Annotated in this window: 25 protein-coding genes (1 of these 25 cut by a window edge); 9 read left to right on the top strand and 16 right to left on the bottom strand. The window is 43.6% G+C overall.

All coding sequences use genetic code 11. The features are described from left to right. The 4 genes from CIT02_RS08155 to grpE all read right to left on the bottom strand — a co-directional run. Nucleotides 1-260 carry the 5' portion of a carboxymuconolactone decarboxylase family protein gene (locus CIT02_RS08155; RefSeq protein ID WP_292611405.1) on the bottom strand. Its footprint begins 115 nt before the window's first position, so 260 of the gene's 375 nt are visible here — the first part of the coding sequence; its start codon is at nucleotides 258-260; its stop codon lies beyond the left edge, outside the window. 261 nt (nucleotides 261-521) lie between these two features. After that, nucleotides 522-1,685, bottom strand: a complete 1,164-nt coding sequence (gene dnaJ, locus CIT02_RS08160; protein WP_292611407.1) for a molecular chaperone DnaJ — start codon at nucleotides 1,683-1,685, stop codon at nucleotides 522-524. A gap of 192 nt (nucleotides 1,686-1,877) precedes the next feature. Next, nucleotides 1,878-3,749: a molecular chaperone DnaK gene (dnaK, locus tag CIT02_RS08165; protein WP_292611409.1), complete on the bottom strand. Its 1,872-nt coding sequence runs from the start codon at nucleotides 3,747-3,749 to the stop codon at nucleotides 1,878-1,880. A 22-nt stretch (nucleotides 3,750-3,771) separates the two neighbouring features. Next, a complete protein-coding gene (gene grpE, locus CIT02_RS08170) occupies nucleotides 3,772-4,305 on the bottom strand; it encodes a nucleotide exchange factor GrpE (protein WP_292611411.1) in 534 nt (177 codons plus the stop codon). 361 nt (nucleotides 4,306-4,666) lie between these two features. Between grpE and CIT02_RS08175 the strand changes: the two genes are divergently transcribed. Further along, nucleotides 4,667-5,167, top strand: a complete 501-nt coding sequence (locus tag CIT02_RS08175) for an ArsR family transcriptional regulator (RefSeq protein WP_292611413.1) — start codon at nucleotides 4,667-4,669, stop codon at nucleotides 5,165-5,167. Nucleotides 5,168-5,312: 145 nt separating this feature from the next. Here CIT02_RS08175 and hypF read toward each other — a convergent pair whose 3' ends face one another. Further along, on the bottom strand, nucleotides 5,313-7,622 hold the full coding sequence (gene hypF / locus CIT02_RS08180; RefSeq protein WP_292611416.1) for a carbamoyltransferase HypF: 2,310 nt from the start codon (nucleotides 7,620-7,622) through the stop codon (nucleotides 5,313-5,315). A gap of 163 nt (nucleotides 7,623-7,785) precedes the next feature. Between hypF and larB the strand changes: the two genes are divergently transcribed. After that, the gene (gene larB, locus CIT02_RS08185; RefSeq protein WP_292611418.1) at nucleotides 7,786-8,559 is read left to right on the top strand and encodes a nickel pincer cofactor biosynthesis protein LarB; all 774 of its coding nucleotides are present in this window, start codon (nucleotides 7,786-7,788) and stop codon (nucleotides 8,557-8,559) included. A gap of 57 nt (nucleotides 8,560-8,616) precedes the next feature. Here the strand turns inward: larB and CIT02_RS08190 are convergent, their stop codons facing one another. Both CIT02_RS08190 and CIT02_RS08195 read right to left on the bottom strand, forming a co-directional pair. Further along, on the bottom strand, nucleotides 8,617-9,396 hold the full coding sequence (locus CIT02_RS08190) for a phosphatase PAP2 family protein (protein ID WP_292611420.1): 780 nt from the start codon (nucleotides 9,394-9,396) through the stop codon (nucleotides 8,617-8,619). A 56-nt stretch (nucleotides 9,397-9,452) separates the two neighbouring features. Further along, a complete protein-coding gene (locus CIT02_RS08195) occupies nucleotides 9,453-9,788 on the bottom strand; it encodes a helix-turn-helix domain-containing protein (RefSeq protein WP_292611422.1) in 336 nt (111 codons plus the stop codon). Nucleotides 9,789-10,192: 404 nt separating this feature from the next. On the opposite strand from CIT02_RS08195, the gene CIT02_RS08200 reads away from it, so the two are divergent. Then, a complete protein-coding gene (locus tag CIT02_RS08200) occupies nucleotides 10,193-10,705 on the top strand; it encodes a nitroreductase family protein (RefSeq protein WP_292611424.1) in 513 nt (170 codons plus the stop codon). Nucleotides 10,706-10,816: 111 nt separating this feature from the next. Here CIT02_RS08200 and CIT02_RS08205 read toward each other — a convergent pair whose 3' ends face one another. From CIT02_RS08205 to CIT02_RS08245, 9 genes are all read right to left on the bottom strand, one after another. Next, entirely contained in the window at nucleotides 10,817-11,560 is a 744-nt protein-coding gene (locus CIT02_RS08205; protein ID WP_292611426.1) for a 4Fe-4S double cluster binding domain-containing protein, read from the bottom strand. Between the two features lie 72 nt (nucleotides 11,561-11,632). Then, a complete protein-coding gene (locus CIT02_RS08210; RefSeq protein ID WP_292611428.1) occupies nucleotides 11,633-12,322 on the bottom strand; it encodes a methyltransferase domain-containing protein in 690 nt (229 codons plus the stop codon). Between the two features lie 71 nt (nucleotides 12,323-12,393). Then, a complete protein-coding gene (locus tag CIT02_RS08215) occupies nucleotides 12,394-12,870 on the bottom strand; it encodes an N-acetyltransferase (RefSeq protein ID WP_292611430.1) in 477 nt (158 codons plus the stop codon). Between the two features lie 72 nt (nucleotides 12,871-12,942). Then, complete coding sequence (locus CIT02_RS08220) at nucleotides 12,943-13,629, bottom strand: epoxyqueuosine reductase (RefSeq protein WP_292611432.1); 687 nt, start codon at nucleotides 13,627-13,629, stop codon at nucleotides 12,943-12,945. A gap of 42 nt (nucleotides 13,630-13,671) precedes the next feature. Further along, nucleotides 13,672-14,640 carry a hypothetical protein gene (locus tag CIT02_RS08225; RefSeq protein WP_292611434.1) on the bottom strand — a complete coding sequence of 323 codons (969 nt, stop codon included), beginning with the start codon at nucleotides 14,638-14,640 and terminating at the stop codon, nucleotides 13,672-13,674. A 13-nt stretch (nucleotides 14,641-14,653) separates the two neighbouring features. Continuing rightward, nucleotides 14,654-15,118, bottom strand: coding sequence for a hypothetical protein (locus CIT02_RS08230; RefSeq protein WP_292611436.1), 465 nt, complete (start codon nucleotides 15,116-15,118; stop codon nucleotides 14,654-14,656). A 151-nt stretch (nucleotides 15,119-15,269) separates the two neighbouring features. Further along, nucleotides 15,270-15,818: a cysteine hydrolase family protein gene (locus tag CIT02_RS08235; RefSeq protein WP_292611438.1), complete on the bottom strand. Its 549-nt coding sequence runs from the start codon at nucleotides 15,816-15,818 to the stop codon at nucleotides 15,270-15,272. A gap of 73 nt (nucleotides 15,819-15,891) precedes the next feature. After that, nucleotides 15,892-17,061: a nicotinate phosphoribosyltransferase gene (locus tag CIT02_RS08240; RefSeq protein WP_292611440.1), complete on the bottom strand. Its 1,170-nt coding sequence runs from the start codon at nucleotides 17,059-17,061 to the stop codon at nucleotides 15,892-15,894. 89 nt (nucleotides 17,062-17,150) lie between these two features. Further along, on the bottom strand, nucleotides 17,151-18,935 hold the full coding sequence (locus CIT02_RS08245) for a DNA-directed DNA polymerase (protein ID WP_292611442.1): 1,785 nt from the start codon (nucleotides 18,933-18,935) through the stop codon (nucleotides 17,151-17,153). A 382-nt stretch (nucleotides 18,936-19,317) separates the two neighbouring features. Between CIT02_RS08245 and CIT02_RS08250 the strand changes: the two genes are divergently transcribed. The 6 genes from CIT02_RS08250 (at nucleotide 19,318) to CIT02_RS08275 (ending at nucleotide 24,574) form a co-directional block, all read left to right on the top strand. Continuing rightward, the gene (locus tag CIT02_RS08250) at nucleotides 19,318-19,920 is read left to right on the top strand and encodes an N-acetyltransferase (RefSeq protein ID WP_292611444.1); all 603 of its coding nucleotides are present in this window, start codon (nucleotides 19,318-19,320) and stop codon (nucleotides 19,918-19,920) included. A gap of 30 nt (nucleotides 19,921-19,950) precedes the next feature. After that, nucleotides 19,951-20,754, top strand: coding sequence for an alpha/beta fold hydrolase (locus CIT02_RS08255; protein ID WP_292611446.1), 804 nt, complete (start codon nucleotides 19,951-19,953; stop codon nucleotides 20,752-20,754). 282 nt (nucleotides 20,755-21,036) lie between these two features. Next, entirely contained in the window at nucleotides 21,037-21,558 is a 522-nt protein-coding gene (locus CIT02_RS08260; RefSeq protein ID WP_292611448.1) for a helix-turn-helix transcriptional regulator, read from the top strand. Nucleotides 21,559-21,770: 212 nt separating this feature from the next. Beyond that, nucleotides 21,771-22,787, top strand: a complete 1,017-nt coding sequence (locus CIT02_RS08265) for an ABC transporter ATP-binding protein (protein WP_292611450.1) — start codon at nucleotides 21,771-21,773, stop codon at nucleotides 22,785-22,787. Nucleotides 22,788-22,791: 4 nt separating this feature from the next. Next, on the top strand, nucleotides 22,792-23,976 hold the full coding sequence (locus tag CIT02_RS08270) for an ABC transporter permease (protein ID WP_292611452.1): 1,185 nt from the start codon (nucleotides 22,792-22,794) through the stop codon (nucleotides 23,974-23,976). A 148-nt stretch (nucleotides 23,977-24,124) separates the two neighbouring features. Then, nucleotides 24,125-24,574: a 4Fe-4S ferredoxin gene (locus CIT02_RS08275; RefSeq protein ID WP_292611454.1), complete on the top strand. Its 450-nt coding sequence runs from the start codon at nucleotides 24,125-24,127 to the stop codon at nucleotides 24,572-24,574. Nucleotides 24,575-24,615 lie beyond the last annotated feature (41 nt).

Genomic DNA, 24,615 nt, shown 5'->3' on the forward strand with positions numbered 1-24,615 from the left:
TCCCGGGCCACTTCCAGATGGGTGTTAAGACAGTGAGGTGATCCCAGGGCGGCCGCTGCCCCAATAGACACAAATTCCTTGGTTAATGGTGGCAGAACATCATCCACCATCATAACTTCCATTTTATCAAAGTAAGCCTTTAAAACAGGCGGATTTTCAGATAAAACCTGGAATATTTTGGGCACAAAACCAAAGTAACTGTTTATTTTATCCAGTATTTCTTCTACATTTATCTCGCAATTTTCATCAGTGGTATTCACGTAATCACTTCTTTAGAACTTTTTTTCCAGCAAGTCTGATTAAATGAAAATTGGCTTCTCTAAAGTAAATAGTTATCCTCACCCTCTTTTATTTGGTGGTGGGGAATTATGAAAATAAGGTAGGTCTGGGGTGAGGTTAAAATTAGTCTTATTCCGAAACCCTTAAATTAGATATTTCTGAGTAATGGAATGAAAATAAAAATTAATAATTCAGGGGGTGATCCCCTGAGGGAACTATTCTTTAAGGGATATTGAAGGTATTCAGTGACTTATGGCATCTTTTACCTTATCAAAAAATCCTTTGTCCTCATTATAGATTTCATCTCCACTAATATCTGCAAACTCTTCTAAGAGTTCTTTTTGACGTGGACTGAGTTTTCGGGGAGTGATTACCTTGACTTTCACGTAAAGGTTTCCCTTACCATTCCATCTTAGATGGGGCATTCCATGACCTTTTATACGGAAAGATGTTCCAGTTTGGGTTCCAGCGGGTATTTTAAGCTCCACCTCTCCATCGATGGTGGGCACATCCACTTTATCTCCCAGGGTGGCCTGTACAAAGCTGATTGGTTTTTCGTAGTGGAGGTTGGCTCCTTCCCTCTGGAAGTACTGGTGGGGTTTCACCCGGATAAGGACATAGAGATCCCCTGGTGGTCCGCCACGTTTACCCACATCACCTTCACCGGGAACACGTAAGCGGCTGCCATCTTCCACTCCTGCGGGTATTTTAACGTTGATGGTGCTTTTTTGTCTTACAATACCTTTACCATGGCATTCATGGCAGGGAGTGTCTATTATTTTCCCTTCCCCGCGACAGGCACTGCAGGGGCGTATAGTGGCAAACTGGCCCAGAGGAGTGTTCTGCACCTGTCTCACCTGACCACTTCCGCCGCAGACATCACAGGTCCGGCTTTCAGTACCGGGTTCTGCTTTTGATCCATTACATCGAGGGCAGGTTTTTTTGTGGGGGACTTCAATGTCCTCTTCCAGACCCTGGGCAGCCTCTTCCAGGGTGATCTTCATTTCGTATAGTACATCATCACCCTGTTGGGGTCCGTTGCGGCGGCCTCCTCCAAATCCAAAGAGGTCGAATATGCTTTCAAAGCCACCTCCACCTCCACCACTACTTCCTCCGAATCCGAATCCTCTGAAGATGTCTTCGAAGTTTATATTGTTGAAGATGTCTTCCTGACTGAATCCATTCATTCCTGCGTGGCCGTACTGGTCGTAAGTGTTTCTTTTCTCTTCATCAGAAAGCACGGCGTAAGCTTCGCTGATTTCTTTGAATTTTTCGCCTGCTTCCGGGTCTTCGCTCACATCAGGGTGATATTCCATGGCCAGTTTACGGTAGGCCTTCTTAATATCTTTCTTGGTGGCTCCCTTCTCCACTCCCAGGACTTCGTAGTAATCGCGCTTATCTGCCATGGTTAATCTTCCTCAAATACTCTCAAATATGTTGATTGATAATGGAATTAGAATCAAATTTCTATTTCTTATATGAAATTTTCCATTAGTATATTAAATCATTGTGTATTTCAATTTTAGTAAAATAAATATAATAAAAGTGTGGGGTAGGGGAGGAATAAATCCTCACCCTAAAATTCTGGTTGGGTGGATTTACTTTTTAACCTCGTAGTCAGCATCGATGGTGTCATCATCTTGAGGATCCTGACCAGCCTGGTCTGCATCCTGTCCCTGCTGTTGTTGTTGCTGTTGGGCCTGTTCTTGCTGGGCCTGCTGGTAGATGGCAGCTCCAACTTCCTGTACTGCTTTGGTTAATTCTTCAGTTTTGTTCTTGATGGATTCCAGGTCATCTCCGCCAACCACTTCCCGGAGTTCCTTGACCAGTCCTTCGATCTTGGTTTTCTGATCCGGTTGAACTTTGTCTGCCAGTTCGTCCAGGGTCTTCTCTGCAGTGTAGATCATGGAGTCGGCATTGTTCCGGATTTCCACTTCTTCCTGACGTTTTTTATCCTCTTCAGCGTGCTGTTCAGCTTCGTGGATCTTCTGGTCGATTTCATCCTCGGATAACTTGTTGGGGGCGGTAATGGTAATGGCCTGTTCCTTACCGGTTCCCATATCCTTGGCAGATACATTCAGGATACCGTTGGCGTCTATGTCAAAGGTCACTTCGATCTGTGGCATTCCACGTGGTGCTGGTGGTATTCCGACCAGCTGGAATCTGCCCAGGGTGGTGTTTCCACTGGCCACTGATCTTTCACCCTGCAGGACGTGTATGTCCACTGAAGTCTGGTTGTCCGCAGCGGTACTGAATACCTGGCTTTTCTTGGTGGGTATGGTGGTGTTTCTTTCGATTAACTTGGTGAACACTCCTCCCAGGGTTTCAATACCCAGGGATAAGGGGGTAACATCCAGAAGGACCAGGTCCTTGATTTCACCGGCGAGTACTCCTCCCTGAATGGCAGCTCCCACAGCCACACATTCCATGGGATCGATTCCCCGTTCTACAGGTTTTCCAATGTAGTCTTCCACAAATTTCTGGACAATGGGCATTCGGGTAGGTCCTCCCACCAGAATGATCTTATCTACATCACCTTTGGACATCTTGGCATCTTTCAGTGCCTGTTCCATAGGTGCGGAACAGCGTTTGATGATGGAATCCACCAGTTCTTCCAGTTTGGCCCGGGTCAGGGTGTGGGTCAGGTGTTTTGGCCCATCCTGGGTGGCGGTTATAAATGGCAGGTTAATTTCAGTTTTCAGGGTGGTAGATAATTCGATTTTGGCTTTTTCAGCAGCTTCCCTTAATCTCTGAACGGCCTGGTCATCATTTAAAAGGTCCACACCGGTTTCTTTTTTGAACTCTGCAGCCAGGTAATTCATGATGGAAGCGTCCATGTCAGTTCCTCCCAGTTTGGTGTCCCCACTGGTGGATCTAACTTCAAACACTCCTCCTCCGAATTCCATGATGGTCACGTCCAGGGTACCTCCCCCGAAGTCGAAGACCATTATTTCCAGTTCATCTTCGTTTGCCTTATCAATACCGTAGGCCAGGCTAGCAGCGGTGGGTTCGTTAACCAGTCGCACTACATCCAGTCCAGCAATGGTTCCTGCATCTTTGGTGGCGGTTCTCTGGTTGTCGTCGAAGTAAGCAGGCACGGTAATAACTGCCTTTTTCACTTCTTCGCCCAGGAATGCTTCAGCATCCTTTTTTATCTTTTGCAGGATGAATGCTGAGATTTCCTGTGGGGTGTACTGTTTACCAGATATATCAACCTTGTAATTGGTTCCCATCTGCCTTTTAATGGCGGTGATGGTTTTTTCAGGGTTGGTTACTGCCTGTCTTCTGGCGGGTTCTCCCACCAGACGCTGACCATCATCAGTGAATGCCACGTAACTGGGGAACGATTTACCGTACTGGGTAGCTCCCTCTGCACTGGGTATGATGGTTGGCTTACCACCCACCAGCACTGCTGCAGCAGAGTTACTGGTTCCCAGGTCAATTCCTATAATTTTTTCGGTTTTAGCCATACAAATTCACCTCTAATTTTTGTTATTTCTTGCAAACTTTAACTTTAGAATACTTTATAACCTTAGAATTCAATTTATAACCTTTACAAAGCTCTTCAATAACTTCTCCATTCTCAAAGTCATCATGAGCCTCGGCCATGAGTGCTTCATGCTGGTAGGGGTCAAATTTCTCTCCCTGAGCAGGGATCTCTTCCAGGCCTTCTCCTTCCAGGATCTTTTTCAGGTTCTGGTGGATCATCTGCACCCCTTCGTGGAGATCATTGGATTTACCGGATTTAAGGGCCCTCTCCAAATCCTCGTAGGAGTCCAGTATCTTGACAATGAGTTTTTCATTGGCATAATGGATTTGTTCACTTAGTTCTTTCTCGGTTCGTTTTTTGAAGTTATCAAAATCGGCCTGAAGCCTTAAAAGCTGTTCATGGTATTGTTCTATTTTTTCATCCTTGGTCTTTATTTCCTCTTCCTTCTCCTTGATTTCATCATTTTTTTTCTGGATCTCTGACTCTAACTCATTCAGATCATCCTTCATCTGGTCAATGTCTTTTTTATCAGTCATTTATTCACCTTTATTCGGGGATGGGAAGATTTGAGCAACTTAACATTATAGTTACCATTGGTTATATAAACCTTTCTCTGCACCCTGGTTATAGTTACCAAAAGTTATATAAAATTATAGTTACCAAAGGTTATATAAACCTTTCTAAAAAATTGTATTATAATAACCAAGGGTTATAAAAAAAATTCATAATACTTTTTGGGGTAACATTCATTTGAATGGCATCCCCGAGAGGTTTTAAAACACAGATAATAAATGAATAGAAGATCACTTGAGCTAATTGAAACTGAGATTGATTTAGATAAATAGATAAATCAAATCAACAACATTAATTAATATACAGAGAAAAAGTGGATGAAAAATGGATTTAGAGCTATTACTGGATGTCATGGGCTGCAAAACCCGCCGGGACATACTGGACCTTCTAAGGGATGAGCCACGTTTTGTCAGCCAGATATCCCGGGAACTGGAAATTGGTCAGAAGGCCATAATTGAACACTTGCGGGCCATGGAAGAAGCAGGCCTTTTAAGCTCAAATTTTCAGAAAATAGAGCGGGGAAGACCTCGGAAATATTACGACATTTCCCATGATGTGGAGTTCCAAATATTCATCAGCCAGGGCACCATAAGGGTGAAAGTACCAGGGCATGAATTCCAGGAACTGCAGATGCTGGAAGAAAGGGCCAGAATGGGTGAAGACGTTTCATCTGAACTGGAAAACCTCATCAAAAACTATGACGAAGCCAAAAAACATGCAGAACTCCTGTTAAAACAGGTTGATGCCAGGAAAAGGGCGTTGAAGGTACGTTCCCTTAACCTGCCCGTCATGTTTGAGGATGAGTCATCGGATGAGAAACCTTAATTTTTAGTTTTTTAACATCAATATTAAAAGGTTATTTTTTTCTCATTTTTTTAAATTTAAATCCTCAAACTTTTTTGTCCAGGTTAAAACTAGTTTTTAATAACTAATTTTTAATATATTCTTGATTAAAAATAGTTTCATTCATTTAAATCTTTTTCCCGTATTTTAAAGCAGCCACTGCAGCCTGTCCCAGGGAAACCGAACCATCACCAGCACAACTATTTTTATGTTGAATAAAAGTATAACCGGCATCTTCCACAACTTCTTTAATGGTCATACTAATCGCTTCGTTGTAGAAAACTCCTCCCGAACCCCCTATGGTATCTAGGTCATTTTTACGTGCGGTTCGGATGGCCAGATCAGCCAAACCCCGGGAAACTGCTTTTTGGGCGGAACAGGCCACATCGGCAACTGGTTCTCCCTCCAGTTTCCTTTCCAAAACAGATAAAAGTAGTTGGGAAGTGTCGAGAACCTCTCTTCCATTGTAATGTGAAATTTTAAGGGGTATTTCGAAGGTATCATCCCCCTGATAGGCAGTTGATTCCAGTTTCATGGCGCATTCCCCTTCATAGGTCCTTTCCCCACATATCTGGAGACAGGCCGATAGTGCGTCAAGAACCCGGCCGGTGCTGGTGCTTTCAGTGAGGTTGAAGTTTTTCTCCAGTTGGCTGGCCACCACATCCACCTCCTTTGCTCCGTGGGGGAAGTAATCGAGGTAGTGGGTTTTCATGAGATCCTGGAGTTCTTCCTGGTTGTAATGGGGTTGGAGCATGGCCATCATCATTCGGGCAGGATAGCGGGTGGTTAGATCTCCTCCCGGCATCTTTTGAGGAATTAAACTGGCCAGCCTCTCGTATTCTGCTCCGTGGTAATGGATTATTTCTCCTCCCCAGGCACCGCCATCTGCACCGTAGCCCACACCGTCAGCAGCAATGCATATAAACTCATCCACTCCCCAATCCAGGGATAATGCTGCAGCATGGGCATGGTGGTGTTGAACCGGCAGCACCGGACAGTTAAACCTTTCACCCAGATCATGGGCTAGTCTGGTGGTAAAAAACTGGGGATGAAGATCACAGGCCACTACATCAATATCATCAGTCTGCGTGATTCCCATCATGTACTCAATGGCTCTCTGGAGATAGAGGAAAGTCTCGTACTTGGTGGTATCCCCTATATGCTGGGAAACGTAACATCTGCCCTCTTTAAGCAGGGAAAAAGTCACATCAATCTCTGGACCCAGGGCCAGGACATTCAGATCAGTGCTTACACGGGAAAGATCATATGGTTCGGGAACGTAACCCCGGGAACGACGTATAAATGCCATATCGCCACCACGGAAGCGTACCACACTATCATCGCACCTATTAATGATTTCACGATTGTGAAGGAGGAAATAGTCAGCCACTCCCTCCAGTTTACTGGTTATTTCCTGGTTATGGGTGAGCATGGGTTCCCCGGGCATGTTGGCCGAGGTCATGATGTAAGCCGGTGTATCGGTGTAGGTGAAAAGAAGATGGTGCAGGGCAGAGTAGGGGAGCATAACCCCCAGGTTATGGAGATCCGGGGCAACAGTGGGGGATAAATAGTAATCCTGATTCTTTTTAAGGATAACAATGGGTCTGTTTCGGGATAAAAGGGCCTCTTCCTCATAGTCTGCCACCTCAGCAAAGCTTTGAATGGTGGCCACATCCGGGGACATGCAGGCAAAGGGCTGGTTCATCCGACCCAGTCTCCTGCGCAAGTTCAGGACGGCTTCATCTTCCAGGGTACTGGCCACCAGGTGGGTGCCTCCAATACCTTTCATGGCCAGAACATGGCCTTCATCCAGAAGTCGGGCTGCTTCCTTAAGGGGATTATCTGATTCAACTCTACCTTCATGGTAGAGAAAAACTTCTGGCCCACATACCGGGCAGCAAGTGGCCTCAGCATGGTAACGTCGGTCTTCAGGGTCCTGATATTCCTCTAGGCAATCCGAGCACAGAGGGAATTTTTCCATGGAGGTTCGCTGGCGATCGTAGGGAATGGAACTGATAACTGTAAAACGAGGCCCACAATCAGTGCAGGCCGTGAAGGGGTACTGGTGACGACGGTCACCAGCTCTCATAACTTCCTCCAGGCAGCGGTCACAGGTGGCCACATCCGGGGGAATCACCGATGAACCGGAAAAATTGGTGGAACTTTCCAGTATCTGGAAACCTTGCAGCTCTGGCTGGTCATTTTCCATCCACTCCATCTCCAGTGAATCAATTTTGGCTATGGGTGGTTTTTTTAGTTTAAGATCATGGGTGAAGGTTTCAATATCTTCTTTATTTCCCTGCACCACTATTTCAACCACGTTACCTAGGTTCCGCACGTATCCATTCATTCCCAGTGCTTTAGCTATCCTATAAACATTGGGGCGGAATCCCACTCCCTGCACTATTCCCTGAACAAGTATTCGTGCTTTTTTCAATTTGATGCCTCTTCTGGTAAATTTTCAGGACCGGTTTTAGGACAATTGGATATGATAACCCTTTATTAATATTAGAAAAATTCAAAGTAAAGATCTGATTTAGTTTATAGAATTGTTTTTAATGTTTCAGCTTTATATATAAATTTGATGAGGCAACGATAGTATGAAAAAAATACTCCAAAAGCTAATCAACGGCGATATATCAGTGGAAGAAGCTGAAAAAATGCTTAAAACCATGCAAATTGTTGAATTGGAGGATTTTGCTAAATTAGATACTGGCCGTGATCTTCGCACTGGATTCCCGGAAGCGATCTTTGCCGAAGGTAAAGATGAACCGGAGCTAATTAAGATCATTGAAGAATGTGCAAAAAGGGGTAGAGTACTCATAACCAGATTGGAAGAAACTAAATACAATAATATCAAATTAAAACTTGATAATATTCAAAATAGTGGTTATGAGGTGGAATACAACCGAAAAGCCCGGATTTTACTCATTAAAGATGGGGAGATTGAAAAGCAGGGTAAGATCGGGATCATTACTGCCGGTACTTCTGACGTACCAGTGGCTGAAGAGGCTCGGGTAGTGGCTGAAGAAGCAGGTTGTGAAGTTCTAACATCCTATGATGTGGGTGTGGCTGGAATTCACCGTTTATTCCATCAAATCCGACGGATGATAGAAGAAGATGTAAAGGCCCTTATTGTGGTGGCTGGAATGGAAGGCGCGTTACCCTCAGTGGTTGCGGGATTAGTGGATGTCCCGGTAATCGGTGTACCCACATCAGTAGGTTATGGTGTTGGGGCTGGAGGATTTACAGCATTAAACGCCATGTTACAGTCCTGTGCTCCGGGGATAGCTGTGGTAAACATAGACAACGGTTTTGGAGCGGCGGTGTTTGCCTCCACTATTGTTAAGCAAATAAACCAGAAGGAGCAGTAACTGTATTACGCCAATTTTTACTCTTGAACTATGGCATTTAGGCATTTGGCTGTTAAATTAGGTGATGAGCACCAGGTTAAGGAACACCATTATAATAAATATTAAGGCGTACCATTTTTCATTTTTAAGGTTTAATCTACCGGTATCCAGTAACCATTGCAATATACTGGCTAAAATAACGGTTAAAATAACTGCAAAGCCAATTCCGAATAATACATCTGAAAGGAAATGCACACCTGCAAATAAGCGGCTAAAAGCCAGGGTAATGGCAAAAATCAGTAAGATAATAGCCAAAGTCACTGTTTTCCCATTTCTTTTAAAAGTATCATCACTGGTCAGAAAACATATTATAAGGGGTAATGTACCTGCAAATGCCTGGAATGAGTGTCCTGAGGGAAAAGAAAAACCGTTTACATAATATAAACTATTTATATCGGGATAAAGTACCCATGGGCGGGGAACGGCGAATAAATCTTTCATGACGGGGTCCACCAAGGGAGTACCAATGGCACTGGTCATTATGGCCAGTAAAAATACTATTCTGTAAGGTTTTAGATTATTAAGTTTGAATGAAGCTAAATAAAGGATGGAAATGGGTAATCCAATAACGTATAGCAGGTATTTGGTGTAGTAATACCAGAACCCTGCAAATAAGGGATCAGTACGCAGTGTGTTAAAACTGGCCACTAACCAGTAATTGAAGTCCGGAATGAAATAGGCAATTAGGGCTACTACCCACAAAATAGCTGTGCATAAAATTAAAAATAATTTTTTCCTGGTTCCCAGATCAAATAGATTTAATCCAGAGTTTGATGGGGTAGGGGTATCTATTTTCATTTTGCCACGTTTAATTTGAGGGGAGCTGAATTAATTAATATTATATACTAATTTCCCTAGTTTTCATTGTATTCACAGTATTTCTTTCCCCAATCACATAAAGCATCTAAAATAGGTAGTACGGACTCTCCTTTGGCAGTTAATGAGTATTCAACCCGGGGAGGAACTTCAGGATACACTTTTCTGTTGATTATACGGTCTTTTTCCAATTCACGCAGGGTTTTGGTGAGCATGCGCTGACTTATTTCTGGTAATTTATTGTTAATTTCACCAAATCTTAATTTACCATCTTTTAGGGAACATAATACTAATGATTTCCATTTGCCACCGATTTCATTAACGGCAGCTTCCACAGAACAGATATAATCCCCTTTATCTCCGTTAACAGCCATATTACCACTTCAATTCACATGCTTGTCATGAATTCATTTTTAATTTTACTTTGTATTTAATTTTTGTAAAATACGAGATACCCTTATAATCCACACTATCATAGATGATACTAAGTATACAATATGTAAGTATATATTCTCTCTGTCAGTACATACTTTAAATAGAATTAGTTACTCTTATTATTGTTAAGTACTTATCGAGGTGAAAAACATGCTAGTACAATTCGATTTACAACACTTTTGCTGTGGTCCTAAAGGCTGTCAGATAGAAATAGAATACGGCGAAATGCTGGATGCAGAGTAAGAGGGATAACAAGTTTAAAAAACTATTTTTTTCTCATTTTTTTTAATTTTTAATCAGAGAGTTTTATTTTAGATGTAATAATGTAGGTAGATGTGTTTCTATGGATGTTTTCGAAGCAATTACCCAGAGGAAAAGCATTAGAAAATATAAAGATAAGGAAATCGAGAAGGAAAAACTCATAAAAGTATTGGAATCGGCTAGAATATCCCCATCAGCTTCCAATCGTCAGGAATGGAAATTTATCGTGGTGAAGGATGAGAATACCCGCAGTAGGTTGGTAAGTGCGGCCCATGACCAAAAATTTGTGGGACAAGCACCAGTTACCATTGTGGCCTGTTCAACAGAATCTGAAAGGATCATGCCCTGTGGTCAGCACGCCTACACCGTTGACCTGTCCATTGCTGTGTCCTTCATGATGCTGGAAGCCACAGAACTTGGCCTGGGAACCTGCTGGTTAGGTGCCTTTGATGAGGAGGCGATTAAGGAGATTCTGGATATTCCTTCAGATATTAGAGTTCCGGCCATGTTCACCATGGGATATGCTGATGAAAATCCGGCAACCAGGCCTCGTAAAGCCATGAAAGACATATTATGCCATGAAAAATATGAATAGATAAAAATATGAATAGATAGTTTGTACGGATGGAACTAATCTTATCTAATCTATCTAATCTTATCTGATATTACTTATCTAATCTTATCTACAAATTACTCATCTATTCTATTAATCCGAGATATTTTTTTTACTCTTTTTATTTAATCCATGGGGACAGATATAAACACACATACCGCAGACTGACCATTCTTCCCCAGAGTTGAGGTACTGTTCACATTTAGCGGCGTCATATCGCACTTCACGCGGATCTTCCTCAGAAAAGGGCACACCCGTGAAAGCAGAAACCGGGCAAATGTCTACACAATCTGTGCACTCACCACAGTGCTCATCCAGGGGACTACCAGTTATCTCCAGTGGGGCATCAGTGAGTATGGTTATCCAGCGTACCCGTGGACCAGCCCGCGGAGTAATCAGAAGGCAACTTTTACCAATCCAACCGTGTCCCGCCAGGTGGGCGGCTAATTTATGGGACAGCATGGCACATATCCGTTCATCATCGTAACGTTCCGATGCAGGTAAGGGCAGGGCGCGGAAACCCTCACTCTGGATCAGACTGCTTAAACTGGAAGCTAACAGATCCAGCCGCCGGTTGATTATGTCATAACCATGGTGGTGGTAGTTAACTGCCACTCCCTTTTCATGGCGATGGGGAAGCTGGTCTACAATACTGTCCATTATCCTTATTCCTATGGAGATAGCCCGCGGATAAGATGCCACTTCTTCCCCTCCCTGCTCCTGAATGAAGTCCCTGGCCGCAGTCAGATCAGCCACTCCATAGAAATCAGCCCCCTCGTCAAGGGATTTTTCTCTGATTTTATTATCCAACGGCAGGTTACTATTTGTTTCAATCAAATCCATCGCCTCCAATATTATCCTGATCTTGAGTTTTTCCTGGTATTCATATCTTTAAATCTAATTTGAACCTTATTTCTTGCCATAAAGCACAACGAAGTTGTAATATTTGTAATAAACATCTACATCCCTATAACCAATTTCTTCAAGCCATTTCAGGTTATCTTGTAGGCGGGCTGGGTTATCCAGTTTCATCCGGTCCAGTATTATCTTTTTTTCAGATTCAGAGAGGGAACCCAGGTGTATCTTTTCCATCCAGTTCCGCTGATACTCCTCTTCACTGGCAGGATGGGGTCCCAGGACCTGGTCGGCGTTGATAAACACACCCCCAGGCCCAAGATGCTGGTAAATTTTCCCGTATAAGAAATTCTTATCGGAGTGTTTCAGGTGATGGATGGAGAGTGATGAAACTATTATATCGAATTCATCTCCAAAATCATGTTTAAGGTAATCTCCAACGATGTAACTAAAATTAGGGTCTTTATTAAACCGGGATTCAGCTACTTGCAGCATCTCCTCTGACAGATCCAGGAGAGTGAAACAGCCCTCAGGGTACCTCTGGTGCAGATAACTTGTAAGAAGCCCGGTTCCAGCACCTAAATCCAGAATTTTTGGTTTAGGATTAGGGGAAGTGGCCAGATCAGAAGTCACTCCGTAGAGATCTTCCAGACAGGGGATTACATGTTTTCGCTGCCGGTCATAGGAAGAAGCTCCCTGGTTGAATTTTTCTTTTAATATCTTACCCAGATTTTTTTCCTCCAAAAAGAATCCTCCTTCGCTTATAATATCAGTGGCTGTATTTTAATAAAAATATCATTTTAGTATTAATTAAATTACCGTTCTTCATCCGGGATTTGCTCCAGGGTTACCGATCGCCGGTGGAATCCGTAACGTTCATAGAAGGGCACAGCTTCCTGATTACCAAACGACACCCGCACACTCTTTTTAGTCACACTTTTTCCCTTCATCCATTTCAGGGAACGTCTCATTAACTCATCTCCCCAACCCTGGCCCCGGCAATTCTCTTCAACGTAGATGGAATCAATTTCTCCTTCTTTATCCTGGTTGATGGTGGTGATGCAATAGGCCACTGTAATTCCTGATTTTTTATTCTTTACCAGTCCAATGTGCATATCGCCTTCCCGGGACTTTTTCAACAGAACTTCAGCCCGTGTTTGGAAGGTAAAATGAGCATAATGCTCCTTGAAATTTGATTCCTGATTTAGATGGTGTTGATTCAGTTTTTCCCATAATGGCTGGACTAAATTCAGATCACGGGCGTCAGTTTCAACAATTATCATATTTTCCATGGGTAATCCTCTAAATAATATATTAAATTTTAAATTCAACTGGTAGATGATTAAAACTACTCCGGAACGGGTTTATTTTTTCCCAGCTAATCCCAGAGTATGGGGGCAGATACTACGGCAGGTATGACACTTTTTGAGGATATATCCTCTCTCGGTTGTGAAGGCGGAAAGGGTGCGGCAACGTTTTTGGTTAACGGTAACGCCGTCCAATGCATTTTGAGGGCAGGAATCAAGGCATAAATTACATTTCTCTGCACAGATACTGTAGCTGGCTAAAGGATCATTTTCAAGTTCAATATTGACCAGAACCGCACCGATCTGGATCATGTTTCCATAATTCTGGTTGGTGAGTAGAGTGTTTCTCCCCATAACACCCAGTCCTGCCAGATACCCGGCGTGTCTTAAAGATAAAATACCCCTGGCATGTTTATTTTCAGATTCCCAGTACTCGGAAGGGTCATCAGAAGGTATGGGCACGGCAATTATTCCTAATTCTTCTAATTCCCGGCAGAGTTCAGCTCCTAACCGGTCCACTTCTCCAGTAATAACCTCACTTATATGAGTATAAGGGATACAGTTTTCTGCCTGTAAAGATCCTGCCGGGACACGTTTGGCAAAAACTATCACTGATTCACATTCAGAATAGATATCACGGGGATTGAATCCTGATGGAGCGTCATTAAATCTGTCTGCACTGGCAACGCCACAGAGATCCGCTCCCAGTTCACCCGCCATATTCTTTATTGTTTTCGAGTTCATGAAATCATCTAAATTATTTATTGACCAATTATTATTCTGTATTTAACCATATCTTTTTAACAATCTACAGACAACAACACAAATCCAGTATTTAAGGTCTTTATCACTTCCCCTCACAATTTTTAAATCAAAAAGACCTTCATCGTTTTGTTTTTCGATTAGAAATTTTAATCCTTCCTGTATATTTGGATTATCTTTTATTCCAATGAGTGATAATGAATCCATGGTGCTAACAATATCTGTGAACCAGAATGGATAGGAAACCCGTTCCCAGTATTCTCTACCTTTCCGATCAGGATATTTATCTGCCTGGAATAATCTACTGGCCAGAAGGTGGGCAACTTTTTTAGTTTCCTCGGATTTACGATATTCTGGATGTGCTGCCAATGCACGAAGAACCATACCGGTTACTAAATGAGAAAATGGCCGACTTTGATCGGGCATTTCCGGTTCGCTGGCCAGTAATGCTTCTTTAATGTTCATACCAGAAGTTCGGAAGGGAATAACCCAACCTCCATCTTCCTGCCTCAGAGAAAGCAACCAATGGAAACCCTTTTTGATCCGAGGATCATCCTCGTAGCCTGCTTTTATTAGTAGCTCCATAATTGCCGGTGAATAGGTGGTGGCATACTGATTACCGTAAATACCTCTAAAATCCCCTTCACTGGTCTGACAGTTGAAAAAATATTCAGCGGCTTTCTGTATTTGCGGATGCCTTTTGTTCAATCCATATTTACAGATAAGTTCTCCTAAAACCCGGTAGGTCTCCACCTGATTATAATCCTCTCGGGAACGTATTTCTTCCCGTATCTTACCCGGATATTTCCAGTATCCATCCTCCTCCTGTTTTCTGAGGATCCGTAAAACAGGTGGAAGCTGCCATAAATCTTCTATAGTCCCCATTTCTTCATCTAAAAGATCTTTTCGAGCATAATATTCGATTGCAGGATTTCCACAGGATAGTAAAACAGTAGTGGGATCGATTTTTAATTTAATCTTATCAAACGCCATATAACCACTTAATTCATTTATTAAATAGTTCAGCAGCAGGACAGCCCAGCTCTCTCTGCCGGCAATATTTGCAAGTTAAGGATCTGATCAGGGCGTTGCCAGCAAATGACAGGATAAAAATGATTACCATGAGTATCAGGATCAACCAGTTGAATTCATGGATAAGAATTAATATTCCCCCGGCTATGGGGATTAAAGACACCAGGAAATCGGGAAGCACTGTGTACCAGGAAACATCTTTCTGGCTAAACAGCTCTGGATCACCCTTTTTAAAAATATAGGATGATAATCGGCCCTTACCAAATGCACAGATTTTCCCGTAGTAATAACAGTTTACACAACCTTTCTTTAACAGTCTGATTTCCATAAACAGGCAGAATAGTAAATATAATGCCGTAAAAATGATTCCCAAACCGTAAAGTATGAAAGCACCAATGATGTAGATGGAGATGGTTAGGGCATTAGATAGAACAACCATCCACCCCGGATAGCTTTCATAACATTGATTATCCGTTTTCAACCCCCCGATCAATTCTATTTTAATAATTTAATTTTTATAATTTAATTCATACTCCTATTCAGATTCTTCCTTCTCCCATGAAATAATATGTTTAAGGTGTTATCAAGGTTTATTCTAATCTTGCCATCCAATCTGTGGTGTTTAATACTTCACTGAAACGCATGGCCTGGGTAACTAGAATGGCACGGTGCAATTCTTTCCCAGTCACCTTACCGGCATAATTGGCCACGTTAAGGGTGCCGGTGGCATCCGAGAGAAATTCCACCTTAAAGCCCCGGTGGAAAGCCTGCCGGGCAGTGGTGTCACAGCACATCTGGCTCATATAACCGGAAATGGTCACAGTGTTAATATTCCTTTCCCGGAGCCAGATCTCCAGATCAGTGCTGGTGAAACTTCCCGGGAGTGTTTTCTCCACCAGATGGTCGTACGGACGCTTTGAAACCTCTTGGATAAGTTCCCAACCAGGGGTTCCCTTAACAAATGTTTCGGCATTTTCTGCAGTAGCAGTGTGTTGCACGATGGTAATGGGGATTTTCTGGTCCTGGGCAGTGTCCATGACCTTTAAAATATTCTCCAAACTCTCAGGAGGATAGGTCACCGGTAACTTCCCGGAAAAGTATTCCTCCTGCACATCTATCACCAGCAGTGCTCTTTTCATCTCGTTTCTCCAGTAAATGTTAATTCATAGTTTAAATACAACGTCAATTGCCTAATCAAATTGTAAACATGTATTAATGGCCAGGGTTCAGATCCGGCAAATCTTTGACCTGTTTTAAGGTGTATGTCCTGATTTTACCTGGCTCTGGAAGGTCATAGAGAATTTCACCATCCAGTAGTGGTTTCAGGAGTTGTTCATAACTTCCACCGCACTGGCATTTTTTAACTTCCTTTCCCAGGGGTAAAAGGAGATCTTCGTGGCATTGGGGACATCGTAACACAGTTTTGGCCCCGGAACACTTGCCTCTCTTGGCCAGTGGATTTCCATCTATTTCAACCAGGTCCATGGAGAAATCCACCACTGGAGCGTTGCTGATGGAAGTTCCAATACCATAGGCATCCACCAGTGGATTCAGATGGGGAACTTCCTCTTCAGTGATACCGCCACTAACAAAGAATTTAACCTGTTCAAATCCTCTCAAGTCAAGTTCCCATCTACTTTCCCGGAGGATGTGAAGAAAATCCCCACGACGGGAGGAAGGAGTGTCAAAACGGACCGCGTACAGTTTTTCACCCAGGGCCTCAGCCACCTTCAGGCATTCGAACTTTTCATCGTTGAAGGTGTCAATGAGTGCCACCCGGTTAACATCTGGGTCTATAACCTCATCAAAAGCCTGTACTGAGTCTACAGTGGAGCCAGTGCAGAGCACCAGGGTGTGGGGAATGGTACCCAGTGGATCTTCCCCTATGATCTCCCCACCCTTAACCACGGAAACACCGTCGCACCCACCTATAAAGGCACTTCTTTCGATGGTGGGGGCAATAGCCGGGTGCATCCTCCGGGTACCAAAGCTCATCACCAGGCGCTCCCCGGCCAACTTCTTGTAACGGGCGGCTTTGGTGGCAATACCCGTGGCCTGGCACATCAGGCCAAGGATAGCTGTTTCGTAGATACAAAAATCTTGATAATAACCCTCGATCTCCAGGACGGGTTGATTGGGATAAAAAACAGTACCCTCCCTCATGCCCCTCACTTTAACTGGTAAATCCTTTACAAGATCAATTATCTCCTCTAAACCAGCCAGCACAGCCCAGGACCATTCATCAGGAAGGGATTTGGCCACGAACTCGGCCCGAACCCAGGGGTTAATGTCTTTCTTTTTCAGTATCTGCAGGGTTCGCTGAAAGTACACATCAGTGATTTTGCCCTCTTTAATTTCCTTATCTTCAGCTATATGGAACATGAGTCCACCAACTTCCGTAGTAATTATTAGTTTCCATGAGTTTGCAGGATTATGAGGATGGTGAAGGGTAACCCTCAAACTAAATTTTATTAATCTTCTTCCTGATAAACTGCGTAAAAACCATCAGTATCAGCATAAACCGGTTTGAAACCGAAATTTTCAGCCTTTGCCATGGTTTTTTTGATGTAATCCCGCCCCCAGGCAGTGATGGCATCGGCACATTCCAGACGGTACCATCTAAACCGAGAGTAACCGTAAACTCCGTACATGGAGTTGGCCAATCTTTTCAATGCCTCCTGCTGCACGTTAAGGATTTTTTTCTCCTCCTCATCTTCTGATTCCTTCATGAGGGTTTTAAGACGCACCCTCTCGGTGAGAATGTTTCCGATGATGGAAGGAACAAATCCCGGGGGTTCCTTGAGGAACATGTATCCTCTTTCTGGGGAAATATGGCACTCCTCCGGGTTGCATTCATCCACCAGGGTATCGGGGGAAACGTTTTTGGAGATGATGATACTGGGGTACAGGCTCCGGAAGTCAAAGTAAACAATTTTTTCGTGTAATCCCTTAACTGGATCCTTCACGTAGCCTCCACTGGCCCGTTTACTCCTCCGGTTGGAGTACTGGGATGCTGATGGTTTGTTGGGCACCACTTCTTTCTGCTGATTTGCTTTGCGAATCAGGTACCATTCTACCTGCTGGCCAGTGGCCATGCGGGCCATGTCAAAGAAGGGCTGCCCCACAATACGGGTGAGTTCCAGGGTCAGAGGTATCATCTTTTCCCCAATTTCAGTAACAGCCACAGCATCATCCAGGGAATAATGGCATAATTTTTCCAGTTTGGGGCCGCAGTCGTCCCAGTACTGGTGGATCTCATCCCCGGGGATGTCGTATTTCTCTTCACCGAAAAGCTCCAGGTAAACCCTTTCCAGGGTGTAACGGTCCAGCTGGAGGTAACGGCGCATTATGAGATAGAGATCAACATGGACCCTGCCTTTTACCAGGGCCGCGTTGGTGAAACCTCTCTTCATAAATTTAATCCCCGAACCATCGGTACCCAGGGTTAGGGGAACCTCCAGGATGCTGGCCCGGTCCCGGATGTAGGGGAAGTCAAAGTTGTCGGAGTTGTAACCAATGAGAATATCGGGGTCTTCCTCTTCCACAATGGCCGTGAATCTCCTTAACATCTCTGCCTCGTCTTGCAGTGTCTCCACAAAGTCCAGGGGTGACTCGGCAGTGGCCAGCACTTTCCTCAGACCTCGGTTACTGGAAAGGCTGATCATTATAATGGGATCCTTTTCGGAGTTGGGCATACCATCGGGATTGTAGACTTCAATATCCAGACTTAAAATCTTAAGATCCGGAAAATCAGAGCTTATGGGTCGGATTTCTCCTGTTAAATCCATGACCTGAGTGTCAATATCCAGGGGAATAGTACAGGTTTGGGGAGAGGCCTCTTCAACCTCTATTTCCACCTCTGCCATGGGAAATAGTCCTTTGTCTATGAGATATCTGCGGTAAAATGGTATATCATGCTCCCGAATATCCTTGACCTGGCTCAAATCCAGTATTTTATCTCTTAACTTGGGAACATCCTGGGGATGGTTGAAGGTAACCTTCAAGAATTCTTTTTCACGACCCAGATCCTTCATTTTAACCTCTTCCACCAGTACCACATCCAGATCTTTTAACTGTTCACGGCACTGATCCCGGTTGAGGGGGTCCACGTAGATGTAGGGTTTGAATCCATTGTCCTGTACTATGATGGATTTACCCTCTGCACTGGTTTTTTCCCTTCCAAATAATCTTATCACTGCTTTATCGTCCCGGGTGACATAATCAATGTCCAGGAGTACCATTCTTTTGGTTTCCATACACCTTCTAATTTATATGTATCAGGGTATATAATTTGTTAAATCTAAAACTCTCCCATTCTCCAGAATTTACCCTTAAACGCAGATTGGGAGTATAATAACCGGGGATCCGGGATGTGGATGATTGGTCCACACGTCATACTAAACTTCAAGTTGAGCCATACATTGCCAGTGTAAACATGTTTACCTAAATCTGAGATATAGTGATCATGATCATAATTTAATCATAATACTATTTGATCAATTCAGCCGTATATTTCAAGTGTAAATATTGTTAGTAAAGAACAACAACTTAATTGGGGTGCTCCCCGGCCTTATTTGCGTAAAAAAGATTCGCATTTCTACTTTACTAAAATTAACATTTAAAGGAGTTCAATGATAAATGCACCTTCGAAAAATGGATTTAAACCATCACAACCCCTATAAGATAGGGGAACTTATCTATGAAGCTGATGCTGAAACCTTTGACTTTTTCTTTGGTAACAAGAAAAGTGCTTCACGGAAACTGGGAAAACTGGTCAAAATCGGGGAAAACAACCTTGGAAATGAACATACCTATGTGGTAACCAATGATGACCAGGAGATCATGGGGGTCCTGGTTTGTTCTGCTGGGAAAAGAATGGGAACCATCTCTGAATTTAAGTTCTTTGCAGGTAATTTTAACCTAATTGACGCCTTCAAATTGGCCATGATTGAAATAATAGACAGCATCTTTCTATCTGATCTGGAGGAGGAGGACTTCTACTATGCCATAGTAGCCGTGGATGAAAGTGCACGGGGCCGGGGAATAGGTTCCTTTATCCTGGAAGAGGGAATAAAAATGGCCCGGGAAAAGGGATGCCGAAGGGCAGTCTTGGATGTGGATATTGAAAATGAGGGCGCTCTCCGGCTTTATGAACGTTCCGGCTTTAAAAAATTCAAGGAAAGAATTATATCTCTCTTTGGTTGGAAGAAAGGAGCATATAACATGGAGTATGTTCTTTAATCTCGAGGGAATTAGATTATGGGGATTTTTATGGATTTACATGTCGTAGAAACTGGTCAGGGAAACCCTGAAACCATAATCTTCCTCCACGCAGAAGGACTGGCTGGCTGGATATGGAATGAGCAGGTGAAAGCCTTCCCTGATTATCACTGTCTGGTTCTGGATCTTCCAGAACACGGGCAGAGTTCCGGGGTAAAACCCTTCACCATTGCCGGGGCCGCGGAAATGGTGGTGGATCTCATCCAAAACAGGGCCCATAATGGAAAAGCCCATCTGGTGGGGCTGTCTTTGGGTGCGCAGGTTGCAGTCCAGATTCTGGCCACCCGCCCCGAGGTAGTGGACCATGCACTCCTTACTGGAACCCTGCTCCGCACCAGTTCCCACAACGAAACACTTCTGAACCTAGTGGATTACACGTTTAGATCTTATGAACCAGTAAAGGATACTCGCTTCTTTATAAAGGCCTACATGCGGACTTATAATATTTCCAAAGACTATTTTGACCAGTTCCAGAATTCCACCCTGCAGATCAGTGGCGATGCCCTGCGTAGAATTCTTCACGAGAACCTGTTTTTCAGGTCCCTGCCGGGATTGGGGAAGATTGATGTGCCGGTTCTGGTTATGGTGGGAGAAAAAGATTACAAAGTCATCAAAGAGTCTGCTGGAGATTTGGATAGGTTTCTACCCAGTTCACAGGCTTATATTGTACCTAAAAAGGGCCATATGTGGAATATGGAATCCCCTAAACTCTTCAACCAGACTTTGAGGAATTTTTTAACTGGAAAACCTATTTATGATGAAATTAAACCGTTAAATTCTCATCTAAAGATGTAGTGTTTCTAGGTCGGGATTAACTTGAGGCCGGATATTTTTTTCACATCCTTTCTAAATTCCGGGCTTGATTATAGTGATCACTATCTTCAAACCACAAACTATTTATATAAGGTCCATCTTAATATCGATTAGTCGATATCGGTAACTTGATATTCATGTTGGAAAAAGGCCATTAAATCCATTTAAATCATAAATAGGCTATTCCATAATATCAAATTAACGATTTAATATCGATATTACGATAAACAAAATATGGTGATCTAAAGGAGGTAATGATTCAATATGTGGGATGCTTTTCGAAATCTGCACAGTGAATTCCATGAAAAAATGGAACAGATGCAACGTTTAGGAGGGTTAAGAGTATTAATACTCCATGTTCTGGACGAAAATGGTCCGGGAAATGGGGTAGAGATCATGGATGCCATCCAGGCACACCAGGAATCATGTACCATGCACTATCCTGGACATGGCCCCAGTCGCAAGCATTACCGACCATCACCGGGCTCAGTATATCCTATGCTGAAGAAGATGGTCAACGAGGAACTCTTAATAAAACGCGAAGATGGCAAATACGAACTAACTGAAAAGGGGAAAAAAATTCTGGCAAAACTCTACGGACGTTTTAAACCCCATGAAAAGATGGATCGTGGAGAATACTCCATAACCAGGGCCTTGACGGAAATTGAAGGATATGTTTCTTACCTGGAAGATATCAAAGAAGAAAAACTGGCCCCTCATGGGGAGTTAATTGGGGAATTAAGTCAGAGATTGGAAGCCATTAAAAATTCCATTCAGAAGGAATAGGGGAAATTTATCACTTTAACTTAGAATAACCACAAATTATAAACTCAAAATAAAAAACACTGCATTTGTCAGTGTTTCATTATTATTTAATGTAAATTAACCGTCTAATTAGCGTGAGCTATGTAATTTCATGATTAAAACAGAAAAAACGAATTTAATTGCAACTCAAAAATTAGAATTCAATTACTCAAATGTTAGGAAAGGAGGCGAATATGACTGAACACGCCATTGAACTCAACCACCTCAGCAAAAAATTTGGTGATTTCACCGCAGTGGATGACCTGTCACTGAATGTAGAAGAAGGTGAAATATTCGGGTTTTTAGGCCCTAACGGTGCAGGTAAAAGCACCACCATAAGAATGCTGTGCACCCTGGCCCAGCCCACATCGGGATCAGCCACAGTTGCCGGCTACGATCTGATCAAAGAATCAGACCAGGTTCGCCAGAAAATAGGCCTGGTGGCGGAGAAGATGATCATGTACGACCGCCTTACCGCAGCTGAAAACCTAAGATTCTTCGGAAAACTCTACGCCATGCCTAAACAGAAACTGGAAGAAAGGATCGATGAATTACTGGAACTGGTAGACATGCAAGAATGGAAAAACACCCAGATCAGTAAGTTTTCCACGGGTATGAAGCAGAGAATCAATGTGATAAGGGCCCTTCTACCGGAACCAGAGATACTATTCATGGATGAACCCACCCTGGGTCTGGACCCCCAGACCACCTTTTCCATAAGGGACATCACCCGGGAAATTAATCAAAGCGGGATGACCGTTATTTTAACCACCCATGCCATGACCGAGGCAGAGGCACTCAGTGACCGGGTGGCTATCATTGACCACGGTAAAATCGCTGCACTGGACACTCCGCAGAACCTTAAAAATATGATATCCCACGGGGACACCACGGTTTTTGGTGTTAAAATCGACAACCTGACCAAGGAACTCATTGGAAAGGTCCGTTCCCTGGAAATGGTCACGGCGGTGTCCCAGCAGGATGATTACAATTTGAAGATCAGTGCCCAGGGAGAAGATGCCCTGAACCAGATCATCGACACCATCCGCGGTGCCGGAGGAAACATTGCCTCGGTGACTAACAGCAATGAATCCACACTGGAAGACGTGTTCCTGGTGGTGACCGGTAAAGAGATGCGTGACCAGGCCAATGAAAAAGCAGTTCCTGTCCAACACGGGCATGGAAGGGCACCCAAAGCGAGGGTGAGGTGAAATCATGGATGCAGTTAAAATACTGAAGGACAGTTACCATGTGATGGCCAAGGACCTACTGGAATTCCGGCGGAACAAGATGCAACTGGCAGCCCTGGTCATGATGCCCCTGATCTTCTTGGTAATGTTCGGTTTCATCTTCCCCAGCGGCAACACCCAGCAGCACATGCCCATGGGAATAGTCAACCTGGACCAAGGACAGGCCAGCCAGGAATTCATAGCACAGCTAGATTTAATGAATCAAAATACCAGTTTCATGGATTTTACCAACTATTCCAGTGTGGATGAGGCTAAAACCCAGATCAACCAGGGAAAAATATACGGAGCATTTATCATACCTCCGGGGTTCACTGAGAACTTAACCACGGGCAAATCTGGAGATTTCACGGTATACATTGACAACAGCAACCCCCAGAGTGCTACCCAGATACAACAGGTTTTATCCAGCACCGTAAATGGTCTTAACGATATGAAAGCCCAGGCTACTGTTTTAGAACTTTCCAAAGAAACCAACCAGCAGATAAACCCTCAGGCAATCATATTCCCCTACGTACCTCAAGTTTCAACCACCATACCCGGGGAGACCAACTACTTCAACTTCCTGGCACCGGGTCTCATGATCATGATCGTGATGATGGGGGTCATGACCGGTATTCCCGAGGCCATCTCCAAGGAAAAAGAATTAGGAACCTTTGATGGGATGTTATCTGCACCAATCAGTCAAATTTCGGTCATAATCGGTAAAACTGCTGCTCTGTGTATCAGGGGATTCCTGCAGTGTGTCATAATTCTGGGCCTGGCCATGCTCCTCTTTGGAGTTACAGTACAGGGAAGCCTTTTACTGGCGTTCTTCATGCTCCTACTGGGAATATTTAGCTTCATAGGATTAGGGATCCTGGCCATTTCCATGTCGGGAGACCAGGCATCGGGAACCATGATCGTGAACCTGTTGATGTTTCCCATGATCTTCCTGGGAGGTGTGTTTTACCCCATCCAGCAGATGCCCGGGTTCATGCAAACCATATCTCAGTTCATCCCCCTGACCTACGCCGCAGATGCCATGCGTAAAATAATCCTCCTCAACGCTGGAATTGGGGATGTACTCTATCAGATGGTTATTTTGATTGGATTTGGAGTGGTTACCATGGCCATTGCCGTGCCACTCTTCCGGAAGTCAATGACCCGCTAATAAACCGGGTGGTAGAGTATGGATGATGATGAGAAAAATTAAATTAAACAGTTACGGGCAGTTTAGTGGATTCTTCTGCTGAACTGCCATTATTAAACCCAATAATGGCTTTTAATCAGAGAAAAATAGAATCGAGGTGAATAGAACCATGAAATGTGAAAACATGATCAGAAATGTCATAGAAACTGAGTGTGAGGATTACTACCTGGGCATGGTAGACCTTTCCCTGGTTGAAAACACCCTGGTTGAGAAATACGGCTCCTTAATTGAGGAATATCCGCGAGCTATTTCAATTGGAGTGACTTTACCCTACTTGACTCCGGAAGAACTATCCCGAAGTAAAAAACATCCTTATGATGTGACAAATTGCCAGTTAAAATCCATAACCTCACATTTAAGCAAGTTGATTGAGGAAAAAGGATACCAGGCACTGTCCATGCCCAAGGCCCGGGAAATAAATGATGGACCCCGGGTTTCCTTCCACGAGGCAGTGGCCTATCTGGCGGATATGGGTAAAATAGAGAAAAACTTGCTGGTAACTCCCGAGGTAGGATCAAGGGTTAACTGGGGAACTATACTCACCAATGCTCCTCTTTAATCTTTCAAAATCAGGGAGACTCATTAAATCAGTATCAGGGA

This window comes from Methanobacterium sp. BAmetb5 (genome assembly GCF_003491305.1).
In the GTDB taxonomy this organism is placed as follows: domain Archaea; phylum Methanobacteriota; class Methanobacteria; order Methanobacteriales; family Methanobacteriaceae; genus Methanobacterium.

Excerpts from the sequence above, each read along its gene's own strand:
- dnaJ (WP_292611407.1), bottom strand. The coding sequence starts at position 1,685 with ATGGCAGATAAGCGCGATTACTACGAAGTCCTGGGAGTGGAGAAGGGA.
- dnaK (WP_292611409.1), bottom strand. The coding sequence starts at position 3,749 with ATGGCTAAAACCGAAAAAATTATAGGAATTGACCTGGGAACCAGTAAC.
- grpE (WP_292611411.1), bottom strand. The coding sequence starts at position 4,305 with ATGACTGATAAAAAAGACATTGACCAGATGAAGGATGATCTGAATGAG.
- CIT02_RS08175 (WP_292611413.1), top strand. The coding sequence starts at position 4,667 with ATGGATTTAGAGCTATTACTGGATGTCATGGGCTGCAAAACCCGCCGG.
- larB (WP_292611418.1), top strand. The coding sequence starts at position 7,786 with ATGAAAAAAATACTCCAAAAGCTAATCAACGGCGATATATCAGTGGAA.
- CIT02_RS08190 (WP_292611420.1), bottom strand. The coding sequence starts at position 9,396 with ATGAAAATAGATACCCCTACCCCATCAAACTCTGGATTAAATCTATTT.
- CIT02_RS08195 (WP_292611422.1), bottom strand. The coding sequence starts at position 9,788 with ATGGCTGTTAACGGAGATAAAGGGGATTATATCTGTTCTGTGGAAGCT.
- CIT02_RS08200 (WP_292611424.1), top strand. The coding sequence starts at position 10,193 with ATGGATGTTTTCGAAGCAATTACCCAGAGGAAAAGCATTAGAAAATAT.
- CIT02_RS08215 (WP_292611430.1), bottom strand. The coding sequence starts at position 12,870 with ATGGAAAATATGATAATTGTTGAAACTGACGCCCGTGATCTGAATTTA.
- CIT02_RS08220 (WP_292611432.1), bottom strand. The coding sequence starts at position 13,629 with ATGAACTCGAAAACAATAAAGAATATGGCGGGTGAACTGGGAGCGGAT.
- CIT02_RS08225 (WP_292611434.1), bottom strand. The coding sequence starts at position 14,640 with ATGGCGTTTGATAAGATTAAATTAAAAATCGATCCCACTACTGTTTTA.
- CIT02_RS08230 (WP_292611436.1), bottom strand. The coding sequence starts at position 15,118 with ATGGTTGTTCTATCTAATGCCCTAACCATCTCCATCTACATCATTGGT.
- CIT02_RS08235 (WP_292611438.1), bottom strand. The coding sequence starts at position 15,818 with ATGAAAAGAGCACTGCTGGTGATAGATGTGCAGGAGGAATACTTTTCC.
- CIT02_RS08240 (WP_292611440.1), bottom strand. The coding sequence starts at position 17,061 with ATGTTCCATATAGCTGAAGATAAGGAAATTAAAGAGGGCAAAATCACT.
- CIT02_RS08245 (WP_292611442.1), bottom strand. The coding sequence starts at position 18,935 with ATGGAAACCAAAAGAATGGTACTCCTGGACATTGATTATGTCACCCGG.
- CIT02_RS08250 (WP_292611444.1), top strand. The coding sequence starts at position 19,318 with ATGCACCTTCGAAAAATGGATTTAAACCATCACAACCCCTATAAGATA.
- CIT02_RS08255 (WP_292611446.1), top strand. The coding sequence starts at position 19,951 with ATGGATTTACATGTCGTAGAAACTGGTCAGGGAAACCCTGAAACCATA.
- CIT02_RS08260 (WP_292611448.1), top strand. The coding sequence starts at position 21,037 with ATGTGGGATGCTTTTCGAAATCTGCACAGTGAATTCCATGAAAAAATG.
- CIT02_RS08265 (WP_292611450.1), top strand. The coding sequence starts at position 21,771 with ATGACTGAACACGCCATTGAACTCAACCACCTCAGCAAAAAATTTGGT.
- CIT02_RS08270 (WP_292611452.1), top strand. The coding sequence starts at position 22,792 with ATGGATGCAGTTAAAATACTGAAGGACAGTTACCATGTGATGGCCAAG.
- CIT02_RS08275 (WP_292611454.1), top strand. The coding sequence starts at position 24,125 with ATGAAATGTGAAAACATGATCAGAAATGTCATAGAAACTGAGTGTGAG.